Origin of the sequence: Marinospirillum sp., from assembly GCF_044810985.1 — a bacterium.
Lineage (GTDB): Bacteria > Pseudomonadota > Gammaproteobacteria > Pseudomonadales > Halomonadaceae > Marinospirillum.
This window is the reverse complement of record NZ_CP085242.1, coordinates 1,627,699-1,643,977: the sequence shown is the minus strand read 5'-3', so window position 1 is coordinate 1,643,977 and position 16,279 is coordinate 1,627,699. Positions and strand designations below refer to the sequence as shown.

Here is a 16,279-nt window from a genome sequence, read left to right as displayed (position 1 = left end):
TAGGATTGCGCAAATTCAAACACTTTCCTTAAGTGGAGATAGAAAACTATGGCGTGGAATGAGCCCGGTGGTGGCAATCAACACGATCCCTGGAGTGGTGGTGGCCGCAAGCCTGATGGCAACGGCGGCCCCGGCAAGGATCAAGGCCCACCTGATTTGGAAGAAGCCCTGAAAAAAATGCAGGACAAATTCAATGGCCTGTTTGGTGGTAAAAAGGGCAAAGGCGGTGGTTCCGGCAAGCCCCCCGGCAAATTTGCCGGCTTTGGCCTGACTGCGCTGATCGGTGTGCTGGTATTGGCCATCTGGTTTGCCAGCGGTTTTTACCTGGTGGATCAGTCCGAGCGTGGTGTGGTTCTGCGCCTGGGCAAATACCATGAGACGGTAACTCCGGGTCTGCACTGGAATCCACCGATTCTTGACCAGGTCACCAAGGTTAATGTCACCCGAATTCGCTCCCTGAGCCAAACTACCAGCATGCTGACCAAGGACGAGAATATCGTCAAGGTGGAAATCTCCGCTCAGTACGTGGTGCAAAACCCCAAGGATTACCTGATCAACGTTCGTGCACCGGAGCGCAGTCTGGAATTTGCTCTGGATTCCTCTTTGCGTCATGAAGTGGGCACCACCAACCTGATCGCCATCCTGACCGAAGGCCGTGAAATTCTGGCCCAGGGTGTCTACGACCGTCTGCAGCGTTACCTGAACACCTACGGCGTGGGTCTGCGTCTGCAAACCGTCAATATCGAGAACACCTCGGCACCGGATGAAGTTCAGTCGGCTTTTGATGATGTAATCCGCGCCCGTGAAGATCGTGAACGCACCATCAACCAGGCCCGCTCCTATGAAAACTCGGTGATTCCCGATGCTGAAGGTCGTGCGGCCCGTATTCGCGAAGAAGCCCAGGGCTATCGTGAAGCTGTCGTGGCCAAGGCTGAAGGTGAAAGCAACCGCTTCCTGGCTCTACTGACCGAGTATCAGGGTGCGCCGGAAGTAACGCGTGAGCGCCTCTACATTGATGCCATGCAAAGCATGCTTTCCAACTCCAGCAAAGTATTGGTGGATACTGAAGAAGGCAGCAATAACATGATGTACCTGCCTCTGGATCGTTTGGGCGGGGGAGCTGCAACCAGTCGTTCGGGAAGTTCTTCAGGCAACAGCGGTTCCAGTGACATTGAAGACTATGAGCTGGATCAGCTGACGGACAGTGTCATCGAACGACTTCGCCAGCGTGAAAGCAATAACAGCAACGGTATTCGTCGGGAGGGTCGCTAATGCACGCACGTTCTTTTGTAGCACTGGGCGTACTCGCAGGTGTTGCTCTCTTGGCCAGCAGCAGTCTCTATGTGGTGAATGAAACCGAGCGCGCCATCCGCCTGCAGTTCGGCGAAGTCGTGGAAACTGACATTCAACCCGGCTTGCACTGGAAAATTCCGGTTTACAACACGGTGCGTTTGTTTGATACCCGGGTACAGACTCTGGATGCCCAGTCATCACGTTACCTGACGGGTGATCGCAAGGGTGTGATCGTGGATTCTTTTTTGAAGTGGCGCATTGTTGATGTCACTCGCTACTATGAATCCACAGCCGGTTCGGAAATGGCGGCAGAAAGACTGATTGCTCCTCGGGTGGATGAAAGCCTGAGGAATGAGTTTGGTCGTCGTACCCTGGCTGAGATTGTCAGTGAGCAGCGTGATGAACTCATGACTCGCCCCATTGATGAACTGAATATGGCCCTGGTGGATGAAATGGGGGTGTCCATTCTGGATATCCGCGTCAAGCAGATTGACCTGCCCACCGAGGTTTCCAATTCGGTTTATGAACGGATGCGCACTGAACGCCAGCGTGAAGCCCGGGAATACCGAGCTGAAGGTAAAGAACAGGCCGAACGGATTCGTGCTGCGGCTGACCGTAGCCGCCAGGTGATTCTGGCCAATGCCCAGAAAGAAGCCGATATTCTGCGCGGTGAAGGGGATGCCATGGCAACCGGCATCTACTCTGAAGCCTACGATCAGGACAGTCAGTTCTACAGCTTCCTGCGCAGTATGGAAGCCTACCGTGAAGCCTTCAGCAACAAAGATGACATCATGGTTGTCAGTCCCAAGAGTGAATTCTTCCGCTATATGGAAACCTCTGAAGGACGTCGTTGAAAAACGATTCGGTAAAATCAAGCCGAGGGTCTTGCCCTCGGTTTTTTTGCGTTAGAAATACAGCTAAAATTGCCGTTGGAGATTCAGATGAGCTTTGCTGATCACTGGCTATTGCCGGATGGAATGGATGAAGTCCTTCCCCCGCAAGCACGACAAATCGAGAGCTTGCGGCGTCAGCTGCTGGACCATTTTCATGCCTGGGGTTATGAGCTGGTGCTGCCACCCAAGGTGGAGTTCCTGGAGTCTCTGTTGACCGGGGCAGGGCATGATCTGGAGCTGCAAACCTTCAAGGTGACCGATCAGCTCAGCGGGCGCATGATGGGTGTGAGTGCCGATGTCACTCCTCAGGTGGCCCGTATGGATGCTCATTCCATGCGTGCAGAAGGTGTGGCCCGCTTTTGCTACTCCACGGAAGTGGTGCGCACCCGACCGGATAACCTGCTGGGCTCACGTTCGCCGATTCAGTTGGGTGCCGAGCTTTTTGGTCATGCTGGCAGTGACAGTGATCTGGAAATTCTCTGTCTGATGACGGACAGTCTGCTGATGGCCGGAGCCCAGAACCTCTGTCTGGATCTGGGGCATGTGGGCATTTATCGTGCCCTGCTGGCGGAAGCCAACCTGACGCCAGAACTGGAAGAAGACCTGTTTGACCTGCTGCAACACAAGCGCCTGGGAGAACTGGATCAACTCCTGTCCGGTGCAAACTCACCAGCGGTTGAGCTTTTGAAAAAACTGGCTCACCTGAATGGTGACGTGGAAGTGCTCGACCTGGCCGAACAACAGTTGGCGAATGCACCCCAGGCCGTTGCCGAAGCTTTGGCCGAGCTGCGTGAATTGGCTACGGCCATGCAGGAGCTGTATCCAGAGGTCAATCTTTACCTGGATTTGTCCGAACTACGAGGCTACCACTACCACACAGGGCTGGTTTTTGCGGCCTATGTGCCTCAGTTCGGCCAGGCCCTGGCCAAGGGTGGACGCTATGATGAAATTGGCGGTGTATTCGGGCGTGCCCGTCCTGCAACGGGTTTTTCAACCGATCTGAAAATACTGGCCGCCCTGGCCCAGCCTGGCCCACAAGCGACACTGCTGGTTGCTCCTGCTGCTTGCCAGCGTGACCCTCAGGGGCGAGAGCTGTTGAAGCAACTCAGGGCAGAAGGCAAACGGGTCGTTTTTGACCTTCAGGGCGCTGATGGGCCTGCGGGTGCCAGCGGACATATTGAGTATCAACAGGGCCGTTGGCAGGTTGCTGCTGGCTAAGAAAAAATTCAACCAAGTGATAGAGAGCTGAACATGGGTAATAATGTCGTTGTTCTGGGTACCCAATGGGGTGATGAAGGTAAAGGCAAGGTCGTTGATCTTCTGACTGAAGAAGCCCAGGCTGTGGTGCGTTTTCAGGGGGGCCACAACGCTGGACACACCCTGGTCGTCAAGGGCGAAAAAACGGCCCTGCACCTGATTCCTTCCGGCATTCTGCGGGAAAAGGTCACCTGTGTTATCGGCAATGGTGTTGTGCTGGCTCCTGATGCCCTCATCAAGGAAATCCAGATGCTGGAAGAAAAGGGCGTTCCAGTACGTGAGCGTCTTAAGCTCTCTGCTGCCTGTCCCTTGATTCTCAACTACCATGTTCGCCTGGACAATGCCCGTGAAAAAGCCCGCGGTGAAGCCAAAATCGGCACCACCGGTCGTGGCATCGGCCCAGCTTATGAAGACAAGGTCGCCCGCCGTGGCCTGCGCCTGGGTGACCTGCTGCATCGTGAACGTTTTGCTGCCAAACTGGGCGAAGTCCTCAATTACCACAACTTCGTTCTGCAGCATTATTTCAAGGAAGAGCCGGTCGACTTCCAGCAGGTTCTGGATCAGTGCCTGGCCTATGCTGACGAACTGCGCCCCATGATTACCGATACCACCGCCTATCTGCACAAGCTGCGTAAAGAAGGCGCCAACATCATGTTTGAAGGGGCCCAGGGTTCACTGCTGGATATCGACCACGGCACCTACCCTTTTGTCACCAGCTCCAACACCACTGCTGGCGGAACGGCAACTGGCTCCGGCTTTGGGCCTCTTTACCTGGATTACATTCTGGGCATCACCAAAGCCTACACCACCCGTGTTGGCTCTGGCCCCATGCCCACCGAATTGTTTGATTCCGATGGCGAACACCTGGCGGCCAAAGGTCATGAATTCGGCACCACTACAGGCCGTGCCCGTCGTTGTGGCTGGTTTGATGCTGTGGCCCTGCGCTACGCTGTGCAAATCAACTCGGTCACGGGTGTTTGTCTGACCAAACTGGATGTTCTCGATGGCCTGGATGTACTGAAAGTCTGCACCAGCTATAAAGACAAGGACGGCAACGAAATCGACAGCCCGGTGGACGCCGAAGGTTTTGCTGCCGTGGCTCCGGTTTATGAAGAACTGCCCGGCTGGAGTGAATCCACCGTGGGTGCCAAGACACTGGAACAACTGCCGGAAAATGCCCGTCGTTATATCAACTACCTGCAGGATCAGGTGGGCGTGCCCATCGACATCATCTCCACCGGCCCGGATCGCGAAGAAACCATCATCCTGCGGGATCCGTTTAAGGTTTGATTAACCACTTCACTTTAACTTCGGGTACAGGTGTTGTTTTTCAGGCTGTTCACAACAGGAGGTTGTGACCGACCTACAAGGAAGTAGGAAGTGCAGGTATTTGTCGGGAACAAATTCTGCCAGAGCTTACAGGGATGTATTCACGCGTCCTGAAAAACAGGCACCTGTTGCTCGAGGCTGGGTGGGACAGCCTGACAAACTCAACCCTGCCCGCTTCGGCTCTCACTTTGTCACCTTGATCATTATGAGTGGATGGCAGCAAGACAAATCCTTTCAGGGCCTGGCCGCAAAGTTTGCCCGTAATATCTACGGCACACCCAAGGGTCGCCTGCGCCTGAAAATCCTGCGTGATCGGATGCTGGCAGAACTGCCTCTGGATGAAGCGCCGCTGGAGGTTCTGGATGCCGGGGGTGGTCTGGGCCAGATCAGTGCCTGGCTGGCTCGCAAGGGCCATCAGGTGTTGCTGGCCGAACCTGCCGAAGAAATGCTGGACTATGCCGCCCGACGGCTCAGGCGTTCCGGCGTACAAACCCTTCCCGCCAGCATCCAACAACTTGCAGAACAGCTGCCGGACAATCAGCAGAGCTTTGATCTGGTGGTGTGCCATGCTGTGCTGGAATGGCTTTATCATCCGCGAGCCACCCTGGAAGAATTGCTGCCCCGCGTTAAAGCAGGGGGCTGGTTGTCCTTGATGTTTTTCAATGCCGATGCCCTGCTATTTACCAATGTGGTCAGGGGTAACTGGCAACGTGCTCTGGATGGGAATTTACAGGGGAAAGGCAAAGGCAGTCGTTTAACTCCTATTTCGCCCCTGCAACCGCAAGAGGTGATTTCCTGGTTGGAAGAAGCCGGGTTTGCCATTCATGGAAAAACAGGAGTACGGGTTTTCAATGACTACCTGCGTTTGCAGTTGCCGCCCGAGGCGCGGGGTGAACGGCTTTTACAGCTGGAAAAGAAGTATTGCCAGCAAGAACCTTATTGGCGGTTGGGGCGGTACGTCCTCCTTCACGTCCAAAAAACTCCCTAGTGTTTTTGATTGGTAATCAGGCCGGTATAAATAATATCCAGCAGGTCGGGGCCATCGTCTTCATCACAAACCACCTTTACATGACGATTGAGCATCAGGCCGCCACCGACTTGCAGAACGGGGTTGTCGACTCCAACAAGACGCATATCTTCCCTTAGCTGTTTGATCAGAGCCCGCATCTGCAGGGGATCAGGAAAATCCAACCCCAGATCGTCGAGGTAGTCTTGCAAGGTTTCATTGGGCAGGGCGACCATCGGCTCTTCTTTCAGGAGCCGTTGCAGGATAACCGCAGTCAGCTGACCAATTTCCACTCGCACAGCGCCCCGCATCAATGCAGGTGGATGAAGGGAAAGTGAAACACTGGCATCTTGCATGGCTGTGAATTCCGTTACGAAAAATTACCTTTTGTTAAGCTTACTAAAATCAAGCTTAACCTGAAAGCTTTAAAGATGCAGCCTAGTCATTTAATGAAGCACTTTCTGTGTGCTAGTTCAAGTCTTGGTGTAAAGCCATGCAAGAGTGCATCCAGACCGCCAAAAAAGCTATAATCATCTCCATTCTTACCTCTATTGACCAAGAACCAAGTCTTAAACGGGAATTCCATGACCAGCAAGCCAGAAGCTTCACTCGACAAGACCTACCAACCCACTGAAATTGAAAAACGCTGGGCCAGAGAATGGGAAGAAAAAGGCTATTTCCGACCTTCCGGCAAGGGTGAGGGCTACAGCATCATGATCCCGCCGCCCAATGTCACCGGCAGCTTGCACATGGGGCATGCCTTTCAGGATTCGATCATGGATACCCTGACCCGCTGGCAGCGCATGCAGCAGAAAAACACCCTCTGGCAAGTGGGCACGGATCACGCCGGTATCGCCACTCAAATGCTGGTGGAACGCAAGCTGGCCGCCGAAGAAGGCAAAACACGCCATGATCTGGGACGTGACAAGTTTCTGGAAAAAGTCTGGGAATGGAAGGAGCACTCCGGTGGCACCATTACCCGCCAGCTGCGTCGCCTGGGCGCTTCGGTGGACTGGGATCGTGAACGTTTCACCATGGATGATGGCTTCTACAAGGCGGTGCAGGAAGTCTTTATTCGCCTTTACGATGAAGGCCTGATTTATCGCGGCAAGCGCTTGGTCAACTGGGACCCGAAACTGCATACCGCCATTTCCGATCTGGAAGTGGAGAACAAGGATCAGCAGGGCAGTTTCTGGCATTTCCGCTATCCCTTGGCCGATGGGGCGAAAACCGCCGATGGCAAGGATTACCTGGTGGTGGCCACCACTCGCCCGGAAACCCTGTTGGGCGATACCTGTGTTGCCGTTAACCCCAAGGATGAACGCTATGCTTCGATCGTGGGCAAGGACGTCATCCTGCCGCTGGTGGGTCGTCGTATCACCGTGGTCGCGGATGACCATGCCGATATGGAAAAAGGTTCCGGCTGCGTAAAAATTACCCCTGCACATGATTTCAATGACTATCAGGTTGGCAAGCGTCATAACCAGCCGCTGATCAATGTCATGACCATTGATGCCGCCATTCGTGATCAGGCTGAAGTTTACAATCTGGATGGCACACCCAATGAAGTCGTTGATCCCACCCTGCCGGAAATCTTCCGTGGCCTGGATCGCTTTGAAGCGCGTAAAACGCTGGTGGCGGAAATGGAAGCTCTGGGGCTTCTGGAGCAGGTTGAGCAGATCAACAACACCCTACCCTATGGGGATCGTTCCGGCGTGGTGATTGAGCCTCTGCTGACCGACCAGTGGTTTGTGAAAATTGCCCCTCTGGCTGAACCGGCTATTACAGCCGTGGAAAAAGGCGACATCCAGTTCGTGCCCAAGCAGTACGAAAACATGTATTTTGCCTGGATGCGCGATATCCAGGATTGGTGTATTTCCCGCCAGCTTTGGTGGGGCCACCGAATTCCTGCCTGGTACGATGAAACCGGCAATATCTATGTTGGCCAGAGCGAAGAAGCTGTGCGCCAAAAATACAATCTGGGCAGTGAGATTAGTCTGGAGCAGGATACTGACGTACTGGACACCTGGTTCAGCTCCGGTCTCTGGACCTTCGGTACCCTGGGCTGGCCCGAGCAAACCGAAGAACTCAAAGCGTTTCATCCATCCAGTGTGCTGGTCACCGGCTTTGATATCATCTTCTTCTGGGTCGCGCGCATGATTATGTTGACCCTGAAGTTCACCGACCAGGTGCCTTTTAAAACGGTTTACGTCACCGGCCTGATTCGCGATGACAATGGCCAGAAGATGTCCAAATCCAAGGGCAATGTTCTCGACCCCCTGGATATGATCGACGGTATCGACCTAGAAACCCTGCTGGAAAAACGCACCAGCGGTTTGATGCAGCCCAAGCTGGCCGAAAAAATTGCCAAGCAAACCAAAAAAGCCTTCCCTGAAGGTATCAGTGCTCACGGCACCGATGCGCTGCGCTTCACCCTCTTGGCCATGGCGACCACCGGCCGCGATATCAACTGGGATATGAAACGCCTGGAAGGCTACCGCAACTTCTGCAACAAGCTGTGGAATGCCGCACGCTATGTGCTTAGCAACACCGAAGGCGAAGATTGTGGTGTCAATAACGAACCAGTGGAGCTGACCCTGGCTGATCGCTGGATTATTTCCCGCCTGCAGGAAACCGAAGCCGCAGTGAATAAGCACCTGAGCAGCTATCGTTTTGATCTGGCTGCTCATGCCTTTTATGAGTTTGTCTGGAATGACTACTGCGATTGGTATCTGGAGCTTTCCAAGCCGGTGTTGTGGAATGAAGAAGCCTCTGCCGAAGAACTGCGCGGCACCCGTCGGACGCTGGTGCGCGTTTTGGAGGCCATCCTGCGCCTGGGTCACCCGATGATTCCTTTTATCACTGAAGAAATCTGGCAGCGGGTTAAACCTCTGGCAGGGGTGGAGGGTGAAAGCCTGATGCTGGCCGAGTGGCCCCAGGCTGATAAGAGCAAGATCGATGAACAGGCCGTTGCGGATCTGGAATGGGTCAAGGGTGTCATCCTGGCTGTGCGCAACCTGCGTGCAGAAATGAACCTGGCTCCCGGCAAACTGCTGCCACTTCTTTTGCACAACACCTCACCGGAAGATCAGCGTCGCCTCCAGGAAAACCGGCTTTTCCTGCAGAAACTGGCGAAACTGGAATCCATTCAACTGACCGGTGATGAAGACTTGCCGATGAGTTCCATGCAGCTGGTGGGCCAGATGGAAGTTCATCTGCCCTTGGCAGGCTTTATTGACAAGGATGCAGAAATTGCCCGCCTGGACAAAGAAATAGAGCGCCTGGAAAAAGACATGCAGCGCACTGCAGGCAAGCTGAACAATGAAAGCTTTGTCAGCAAGGCACCGGCTGCAGTAGTCGACAAGGAAAAAGCCAAGCTGGCTGAAGCCCAGGCGGCCTGTGGAAAACTGAAAGAACAGCAGCAAGAGCTGCAAAAACTGTGATAGAAACTGATGCCACCCAAGCTCAGCGCCATAGCCTTCTGGAAGACGGCCTGGCGCTGATTGTTGCCACCCCCTTGGTTGCTCTGGGTATCACCTTTTACAGCCAGGCAGAGCTTTTGACCGGCAGTACCGCCGGTCTGGCTTTCTTGATCAAGTACATGACCGAATGGGGCTTTGGCCCGGTTTTCTTTGTCCTTAACCTGCCTTTCTATGCGCTGGCCTTTTTACGTATGGGCTGGAAGTTCACCCTGAAAACCTTTGCGGCTGTGGGTCTGGTGTCCCTCTTTGCTGAACTGACCCCTTTTTGGATCAGCCTGGAGCAGATTCAGCCCGCTTATGCCGCTCTTCTGGGTGGGATGTGCATGGGGCTGGGCATGCTGATGCTTTTTCGCCACCGCGCCAGTCTGGGCGGTGTTAACATCCTCGCTCTCTACCTGCAGGATCGCTACAACATCCGTGCCGGCAAATTCCAGATGGGTGTTGATCTGTGTATTGTTCTGGGCGCTCTATTTGTTCTTCCGGTCGACAAGGTACTGCTCTCCATTACCGGAGCGGCCACCCTCAACCTCATCCTGACCCTCAACCACAAACCCGGAAGGTACCAGGGAGTGAGCTAGGGGTTTGTTGTATCGCTCGCGGAGCGAGCTCCCACAGGTGTGCTCCCCACAGGCCAGCTCTTGTAGGAGCGCACTCTGTGCGTGATTATCGCTGTAGGAGTCTGCTGATGGCCTTTGTGGGAGTCCGCTCCGCGGACGAGGGCTTAAGGAAATGACCTTCGCGAATGAACAACATTTACCACCTCAATCCTTGAAGGAGTAACCTTGTAGAAAATCAGGTAATTGGGGTGGCAGCTCTACTTGCTGCTTTTACCGGAAAGTTTGGGAAGGTGTAGTTTGAAAGCCGGAGTAGGAGGCCGCTCCGCGGGCGATGGTTGCAATAAAAAACCCCCACTCAAAGAGCGGGGGTTTTGGACGCTTGTTTAAGCGAGCTGGCTAAGCCAGCAGCAACTTAGAAAGCGTAGCGAGCTTGCAGACGAACAGTCATGTCACCGTCGGCTTTGCCACCGGTTGCCAGTGCAGGGGCATTGGTACCATCAGCGGATACAGTGCCGACTTCAGCACCCCATTCCATGCCTACTGGAGTAGTATAGATGGCATTAGCCCAGATAGCGGTATAGTCTTCATTATCACCATCCATCATAGCTTGCTCTACAACCAGGTTAGCACGTACTGAATCGGTTGCCTTGAACTGTGCAGCTGCAGAAACCCACATATCATCAACATCATTTGTAAAGGCAGCTTTTACAGTGGCGGGGCCAGCAGGAATCGCAACACTACCGGTCATGCGCATTTCGCGATCAGCGCCGGTCGCATAAGATTGTACTGCAGCAAAAACGCCGATACCACCAAAGTCGCCTTTGAAGTTGGCAGCAATATCAGGAGTCATATCTTCGGCAGATAAGCCACGATCTTCCAAAGAAACACCGACAGACATGCCTTCAGCCAGGGTGATGTTTTTGCCTACAACTGCATTACGGGCAGTAGCTGCTGATTTGACAGCGTTGCCATTAGGCTCAATGGTTTCGCCAAGACCATTCAGGTTGGAAAAGAAAGACCAAGTTTGACCCGCAACCCAGCCGTCATACATGATTACAGCGTGACGAAGGCGGTAGTCACCAGCGGGATCACCATCTTTGTCCAACTTATTACCAGCCCAGTCATTTTCATACATGATGGTGATATCACCATCAGCAGTCTTTTTAGTGTGGGTAATATTCAGTCGAGAAGTACCCAGGCTCATTGCGTGGTCATCTTCTGTTGCTTCAGCATCATTCAAACTGAAAGCGTGCTGGGCAGCAACAAAACCACCAATTTTCAGCGTTTGGTCATCGTTATCAACGATGGTCGCAGCATTAGCGGAGGAAGCAATTGCAAGGGCGAGGGGCAGGGCAACGGTGCCCGCGAGAGCATGACGCAATTTCATAGCGTATTTACCTTCTTATTAGTTGTTTGATCGAAATCAATTTCGTTTCAGGTTCAAGGGGCGGAGGGCATTGCCCTGACCGCTGTATGCAGACTCGCATGGTTAATTATGCTTTGTCAATGACTTCTAACAGGCTGTTTAGACCAAAGTATAGTTCTTTTGAGGTATGGCATAAAAACTTGATTTATATCTTCTTATCAGGTTGAAAGTAGAAGCTGGCCTGTTGAATTATTTTTCACCCCGCCAGGGCTTTGCTGATGACTTCGTAAAGATCCGGGCTGAGTTTTTCCTGCTGGATACGCTCCAGTTGTTCCTTGATTTTGCCTTTGCGGTAGTCATCCAGTTTTTGGAAGCGGGTCAGGGGCAGGACCAGGCGTGAGGCGATCTGCGGGTTGGTTTTGTTGAGTTCCATCACGGCATTGGCCAGAAGCTCATAACCGGCTCCGTCGCGGCGGTGGAAGTTATGACGGTTCTGTCCGGCAAAGGCTCCCAGTACGGCGCGAATTTTGTTGGGATTTTTCATGGAGAAGGCCGGATGTTCCAGCAGTGTTTTAACACGATCCAGGGCGTCCGGGTGGGGGCGGGTGACCTGGATGCTGAACCAGGTGTCCATGACCAGAGGATCATGCGCCCACTGGCGGGCAAACTCCTTGAGGGCTTTTTCTCCGGGTTCGGCGTTTTCAGCATGCGCCAGGCCGGTGAGAGCAGCCTGCTGGTCGGTCATGTTGTCTGCCTGCTGGAATTGTTGTTCAGCCAGTTGCAGGGCTTCGGCGGCATCGGTGACCACCATGAAACTCAAACAGGTGTTTTTCAGGCGGCGTGCGGCCAGCTGTTCAGCCGTGGCTGACCAGGGTTGATCACTTTTTAATGCCTGGTAAAGGCGCAGAAATTCAGGGTAGAGCGCGGTTGCCAGGGTCTTGCGGGCGTAGTCGCGGGCAATATGAATGGCATCGATATCCACACAGTCATATTGTTCGGCAATGTAGGCTTCTGAAGGCAGTTGCAACAATTCGGCCAGCATCAGCGGGTCTTCAGGCTCACCTTCCAGCAGTTGTTTCCAGGTATTGATCAACAGCGGGTCAAGCTCCAGATCCTGCCCCTGTTGCTGGGCACTGACCAGCCCCTTGAGTACGCTCAGAGCCAGTTGCTGCCCAGCATCCCAGCGATTGAAACCGTCTGAGTCCTGTTGCAGCAAAAAGGCTAGGTCGTCTTTGTTGTAGTTATAATGCAGTTTGACGGGCGCGGAAAAGCCTCTCAGCAGCGAGGGCAGAGGTTCGCTTTCCAGATTGTGGAAGGTGAAGCTTTGTTCGTTTTCGGTGAGCTGAAGCACGGTTTCAGTGCCATACAAAACACCCTTCATTTCCAGCGGCAGAGGGCGACCGGCACGGCTGACCAGCCCCATTTTAATGGGAATCAGTAAGGGCTGCTTTTCCTTCTGGCCGGGTGTGGGCGGTGTGTGCTGGGTGAAGGTCAGGGTGTAGGTTTTTTGTTCGGCGTTGTACTGGCCTTTGGCAGCCACTTCCGGGGTGCCGGCCTGGCTGTACCAACGCATAAACTGGCTGAGATCCAGTCCTGATACTTCGGCCATGCAATCGACAAAATCTTCCACGGTCACGGCCTGACCATCAAAACGCTCAAAATACAGGTCACTGCCCTTGCGGAAGGTATCCGGCCCCAGAAGTTCGGAGAGCATGCGCACCACTTCCGAGCCTTTTTCATAGACCGTCAGGGTGTAGAAATTGTTGATTTCAATATAGCTGTCCGGGCGCACAGGATGAGCCGTGGGGCTGGCATCTTCGGCAAACTGGGCGGTGCGCAGCATGCCAACGTGTTGAATGCGCTCCACGGCCGGGGAGTGCTGGTCGGCGCTGAACTGCTGGTCACGAAAAACGGTGAAACCTTCCTTCAGGGAAAGTTGGAACCAGTCGCGGCAGGTGACGCGATTACCCGACCAGTTATGAAAATATTCGTGAGCCACCACACTTTCCACGCGGTGAAAGGCGTTGTCGGTTTCGCTTTTGGAGTCGGCCAGTACACAGGCGGAATTGAAGATATTCAGGCCCTTGTTTTCCATGGCACCCATGTTGAAGTCGTTCACGGCGACGATCATGTAGATATCCAGATCGTATTCACGCCCGTAGGTTGCTTCATCCCATTGCATGGCTTTTTTCAGGGATTCCAGGGCGTGGTCGCACTTGTGCAGGTTTTCTTTTTCAACCCAGATTTCCAGGGCAATAGGTTTGCCACTGCCGGTGGTGTAGGTGTCTTTAACCGGATGCAGATCACCGCCGACCAGCGCAAAGAGGTAGCAGGGCTTGGGGAAGGGGTCTTCCCAGATGACATAATGCCTGCCCTTGTCCAGCTCACCCTTTTCTGTAGGATTGCCGTTGGAAAGAAGAATCGGAAAGGCTTGTTTGTCGGCTTCGATGCGCGTGGTAAAGCGGGCCAGTACATCAGGACGATCCAGATAATAGGTGATGCGCCGGAAACCTTCGGCTTCGCACTGGGTGCAGAAGTTGCCGCTGGACAGGTACAGGCCTTCCAGCGCGGTGTTGTTCTCAGGATCAATTTCCACCTTTGTTTGCAGGATGAATTCAGCAGGCGGCCGGGGCAGGGTCAGGTGGTTTTCAGTCAGGGTGTAGTCACTGGCAGGTAAAGGCTGACCGTCGAGCTGGATATCCAGAAGTTTGAGCTGCTGACCATCCAGCGTCAGAGCTGCTTTATCATCAGGGTAGGCCGGGTTGCGCTTCAAGTGTAAGCGGCTGGTCACCTGGGTGGCTGAGGCTTCCAACACAAAGTCCAGCTCAACCTGTTCAATCAAAAAGGCAGGCGGTTGATAGTCTTTCAGGTGAATGGTTTGAGGTGACTGTTGGGCGGGGGTGGAAAATGCCTGATTCATCCGGATAAGCCTCGAAAAGGTAAAAAAAGGGTGTTATTTTTAAAACAGTGTAACTTAACAGGAGAATTCCATGTCAGAAAAGTACCGTTTGGTGACCCGCAGTGATTTTGATGGCCTCGTCTGTGCGGCGCTGTTGAAACACCTGGATTTGATTGATGATATCCAGTTTGTGCACCCCAAGGACATGCAGGATGGCAAGATTGAGATCGGTGCTGGTGACATTACCACCAACCTGCCTTATGTACCGGGTTGCTACCTGGCCTTTGATCACCATTTGAGCGAAACCCTGCGCAACGAAGAGCGTGCTGAAAACCATATCATTGATCCGGATGCGCCTTCAGCAGCACGAGTGGTCTGGGATTATTACGGTGGGCATCAGGCTTTTCCATCGCGCTGGGATGACATGATGGAAGCTGTGGACAAGGGCGATTCAGCCAACTTCACTGAAGATGAAGTGTTGAACCCGGAAGGTTGGGTGCTGTTGAACTTCATCATGGATGCGCGTACCGGCCTGGGGCGTTTCCGCGAATTTCGTATTTCCAATTACCAGTTGATGATGCAGTTGATTGACTACTGCCGTAACCACAGTATTGAAGAGATTCTGGAACTGCCGGATGTCAAAGAGCGCACCCAGCTGTACTTTGAGCATGACAGCAAGGCGCGTCAGCAAATCCAAAAGTGTGCTTCCGTGCACGGCAATCTGGTGATTCTGGATCTGCGTGACCAGGACACCATCTACGCCACCAACCGCTTTACTCTCTATGCCCTCTACCCCAAATGCAATATGTCCATCCATGTACTCTGGGGCCTGAAGAAGCAGAATACGGTGTTTGCCATTGGCAAATCGATTCTCAACAAGACCTCCAACACCAATGTCGGTGAGCTGTGCCTGAAATACAACGGTGGCGGTCATCTGAATGCCGGCACCTGCCAGGTGGATAATGACAAGGCTGAACAGGTGCTTCAGGAATTGATTACCAAGATCAATCAGGACGGCTGATTACATCTCTTCAACCAGCACATAAACTTCCGGGTCAGCGGACGACCCGGTAAAACGCACTCCGCGAACTCGGACGCGCATATTCATCTGGGCATCTTCGGTCACGAACTGCATGGAATAGTGGCCACCCTCCATATTATCGATATTGATCTGATCACTGGTGATTTGTACGTTTTGGGTGCGAGCCAGTTGCAGAAGCGCATTACGCAGTGCATGTTCAATTCTTAAAGAAATCAGGTTGCGTGATAGCATTCCGGAAAAATGCCCGACTGCCATGCCTTCACCGGGGCTGCCCAGTTGCTGGTGCCAGTTGTTTTTGACCGGTGCCAGGCCAGCATCAGGATTGGGAACCCCCTTGATCATCAGTCGGCCATAAATCGTGGTGTCGTAACGGCAGGAGTCGGTCAGAACCAGCGGCACATTTCCACTCATGTCACTGAACTCAAAAGAGGATTGCTGGCGCTCACGCAGGTAGCTGCTCAGACTCAAAGCGCTGCCACTGCGTGTATGTAACTGGGCACGACTGGTTTCCACCTGAACACCATGAGTGGTGCGCAGTTGTGCCAGAGCATTTTCAAACAGGTAGCGGTATTGTTCACGCTGGGTGGCGGACAACTGGCTGACGGTTACGGCGGATAAATACTCACCGGAGTTCTCTTCACACAGCCAGGTAGGAGAGCAGCTTTCGGGCTGGCAGCTGGGTTGTTTACAGGAGTTGAGTACCCAGTTGTCGGAATCAGGGTTCGCCAGGTAGGCGTAGCTGATGTGCTGGTTCTGATGTGTCCAGGTGGGGGCCAGGCCAATAGTGCGACCTCCCAGAGTTATCCTGCTTTGATCTATATCCAGCTCATCCAGCCCTTGTGTGGAAAAATCAAAAACCTCAGCCAGCGAAGCCACAGCTTGGCGGCGGCTCAAAGATTTGGTGTCACCAGAACCAAATTCTGCGGTAATGGCAATCACACCCTGGGCTTTTTCGTTGTAAGGGTTATGCAGCCAGCAGGGGGCTTGTGAATATGAGTGGCTGTCAGACCCGGAGGGTATAACTTGTTCTGATTTGCAGCCCGTCAGCAAGGCCAGGCACAAAGCCCCCGCGAGTAGAAAAAAGTATTTTTTTGCCATGCCACCATCCCCTTTATTCGAGCTGCTTCCAGAAAAAAGAGGATAGTTTACTCAAAA

General features: G+C 53.4%; 12 protein-coding genes. 8 read left to right on the top strand and 4 right to left on the bottom strand.

Annotated elements, in window-relative coordinates; all coding sequences use genetic code 11:
• The first annotated feature begins 48 nt into the window (after positions 1–48).
• The 5 genes from hflK to LG323_RS07815 all read left to right on the top strand — a co-directional run bounded on the left by hflK (position 49) and on the right by LG323_RS07815 (position 5,760).
• Entirely contained in the window at positions 49–1,272 is a 1,224-nt protein-coding gene (hflK, locus tag LG323_RS07835) for an FtsH protease activity modulator HflK (protein ID WP_404414580.1), read from the top strand.
• Positions 1,272–2,147: a protease modulator HflC gene (hflC, locus tag LG323_RS07830; protein ID WP_404414577.1), complete on the top strand. Its 876-nt coding sequence runs from the start codon at positions 1,272–1,274 to the stop codon at positions 2,145–2,147. The genes hflK and hflC overlap by 1 nt, the downstream gene beginning before the upstream one ends.
• An 87-nt stretch (positions 2,148–2,234) precedes the next feature.
• Complete coding sequence (locus LG323_RS07825; RefSeq protein WP_404414573.1) at positions 2,235–3,404, top strand: ATP phosphoribosyltransferase regulatory subunit; 1,170 nt, start codon at positions 2,235–2,237, stop codon at positions 3,402–3,404.
• Between the two features lie 33 nt (positions 3,405–3,437).
• Positions 3,438–4,733: an adenylosuccinate synthase gene (locus tag LG323_RS07820; protein ID WP_310695464.1), complete on the top strand. Its 1,296-nt coding sequence runs from the start codon at positions 3,438–3,440 to the stop codon at positions 4,731–4,733.
• A 100-nt stretch (positions 4,734–4,833) separates the two neighbouring features.
• Complete coding sequence (locus LG323_RS07815) at positions 4,834–5,760, top strand: methyltransferase domain-containing protein (RefSeq protein WP_404414570.1); 927 nt, start codon at positions 4,834–4,836, stop codon at positions 5,758–5,760.
• Here LG323_RS07815 and LG323_RS07810 read toward each other — a convergent pair.
• Complete coding sequence (locus LG323_RS07810) at positions 5,757–6,134, bottom strand: hypothetical protein (protein WP_404414567.1); 378 nt, start codon at positions 6,132–6,134, stop codon at positions 5,757–5,759. The two genes, LG323_RS07815 and LG323_RS07810, sit on opposite strands and share 4 nt — an antisense overlap.
• Before the next feature lie 228 nt (positions 6,135–6,362).
• On the opposite strand from LG323_RS07810, the gene LG323_RS07805 reads away from it, so the two are divergent.
• Complete coding sequence (locus LG323_RS07805) at positions 6,363–9,221, top strand: valine--tRNA ligase (protein WP_404414564.1); 2,859 nt, start codon at positions 6,363–6,365, stop codon at positions 9,219–9,221.
• On the top strand, positions 9,221–9,838 hold the full coding sequence (locus LG323_RS07800) for a YitT family protein (protein ID WP_310695473.1): 618 nt from the start codon (positions 9,221–9,223) through the stop codon (positions 9,836–9,838). Before LG323_RS07805 ends, LG323_RS07800 begins: the two co-directional genes overlap by 1 nt.
• Before the next feature lie 391 nt (positions 9,839–10,229).
• On the opposite strand, the gene LG323_RS07795 is transcribed toward LG323_RS07800, so the two are convergent.
• Both LG323_RS07795 and pepN read right to left on the bottom strand, forming a co-directional pair.
• Positions 10,230–11,204 carry a DcaP family trimeric outer membrane transporter gene (locus LG323_RS07795; protein WP_404414561.1) on the bottom strand — a complete coding sequence of 325 codons (975 nt, stop codon included), beginning with the start codon at positions 11,202–11,204 and terminating at the stop codon, positions 10,230–10,232.
• Positions 11,205–11,439: 235 nt separating this feature from the next.
• Positions 11,440–14,103: an aminopeptidase N gene (gene pepN, locus LG323_RS07790; RefSeq protein WP_404414558.1), complete on the bottom strand. Its 2,664-nt coding sequence runs from the start codon at positions 14,101–14,103 to the stop codon at positions 11,440–11,442.
• Positions 14,104–14,173: 70 nt separating this feature from the next.
• On the opposite strand from pepN, the gene LG323_RS07785 reads away from it, so the two are divergent.
• Positions 14,174–15,103 carry an exopolyphosphatase gene (locus LG323_RS07785; RefSeq protein WP_404414556.1) on the top strand — a complete coding sequence of 310 codons (930 nt, stop codon included), beginning with the start codon at positions 14,174–14,176 and terminating at the stop codon, positions 15,101–15,103.
• Here LG323_RS07785 and LG323_RS07780 read toward each other — a convergent pair whose 3' ends face one another.
• A complete protein-coding gene (locus tag LG323_RS07780) occupies positions 15,104–16,222 on the bottom strand; it encodes a hypothetical protein (protein ID WP_404414553.1) in 1,119 nt (372 codons plus the stop codon).
• Between the last annotated feature and the right edge of the window lie 57 nt (positions 16,223–16,279).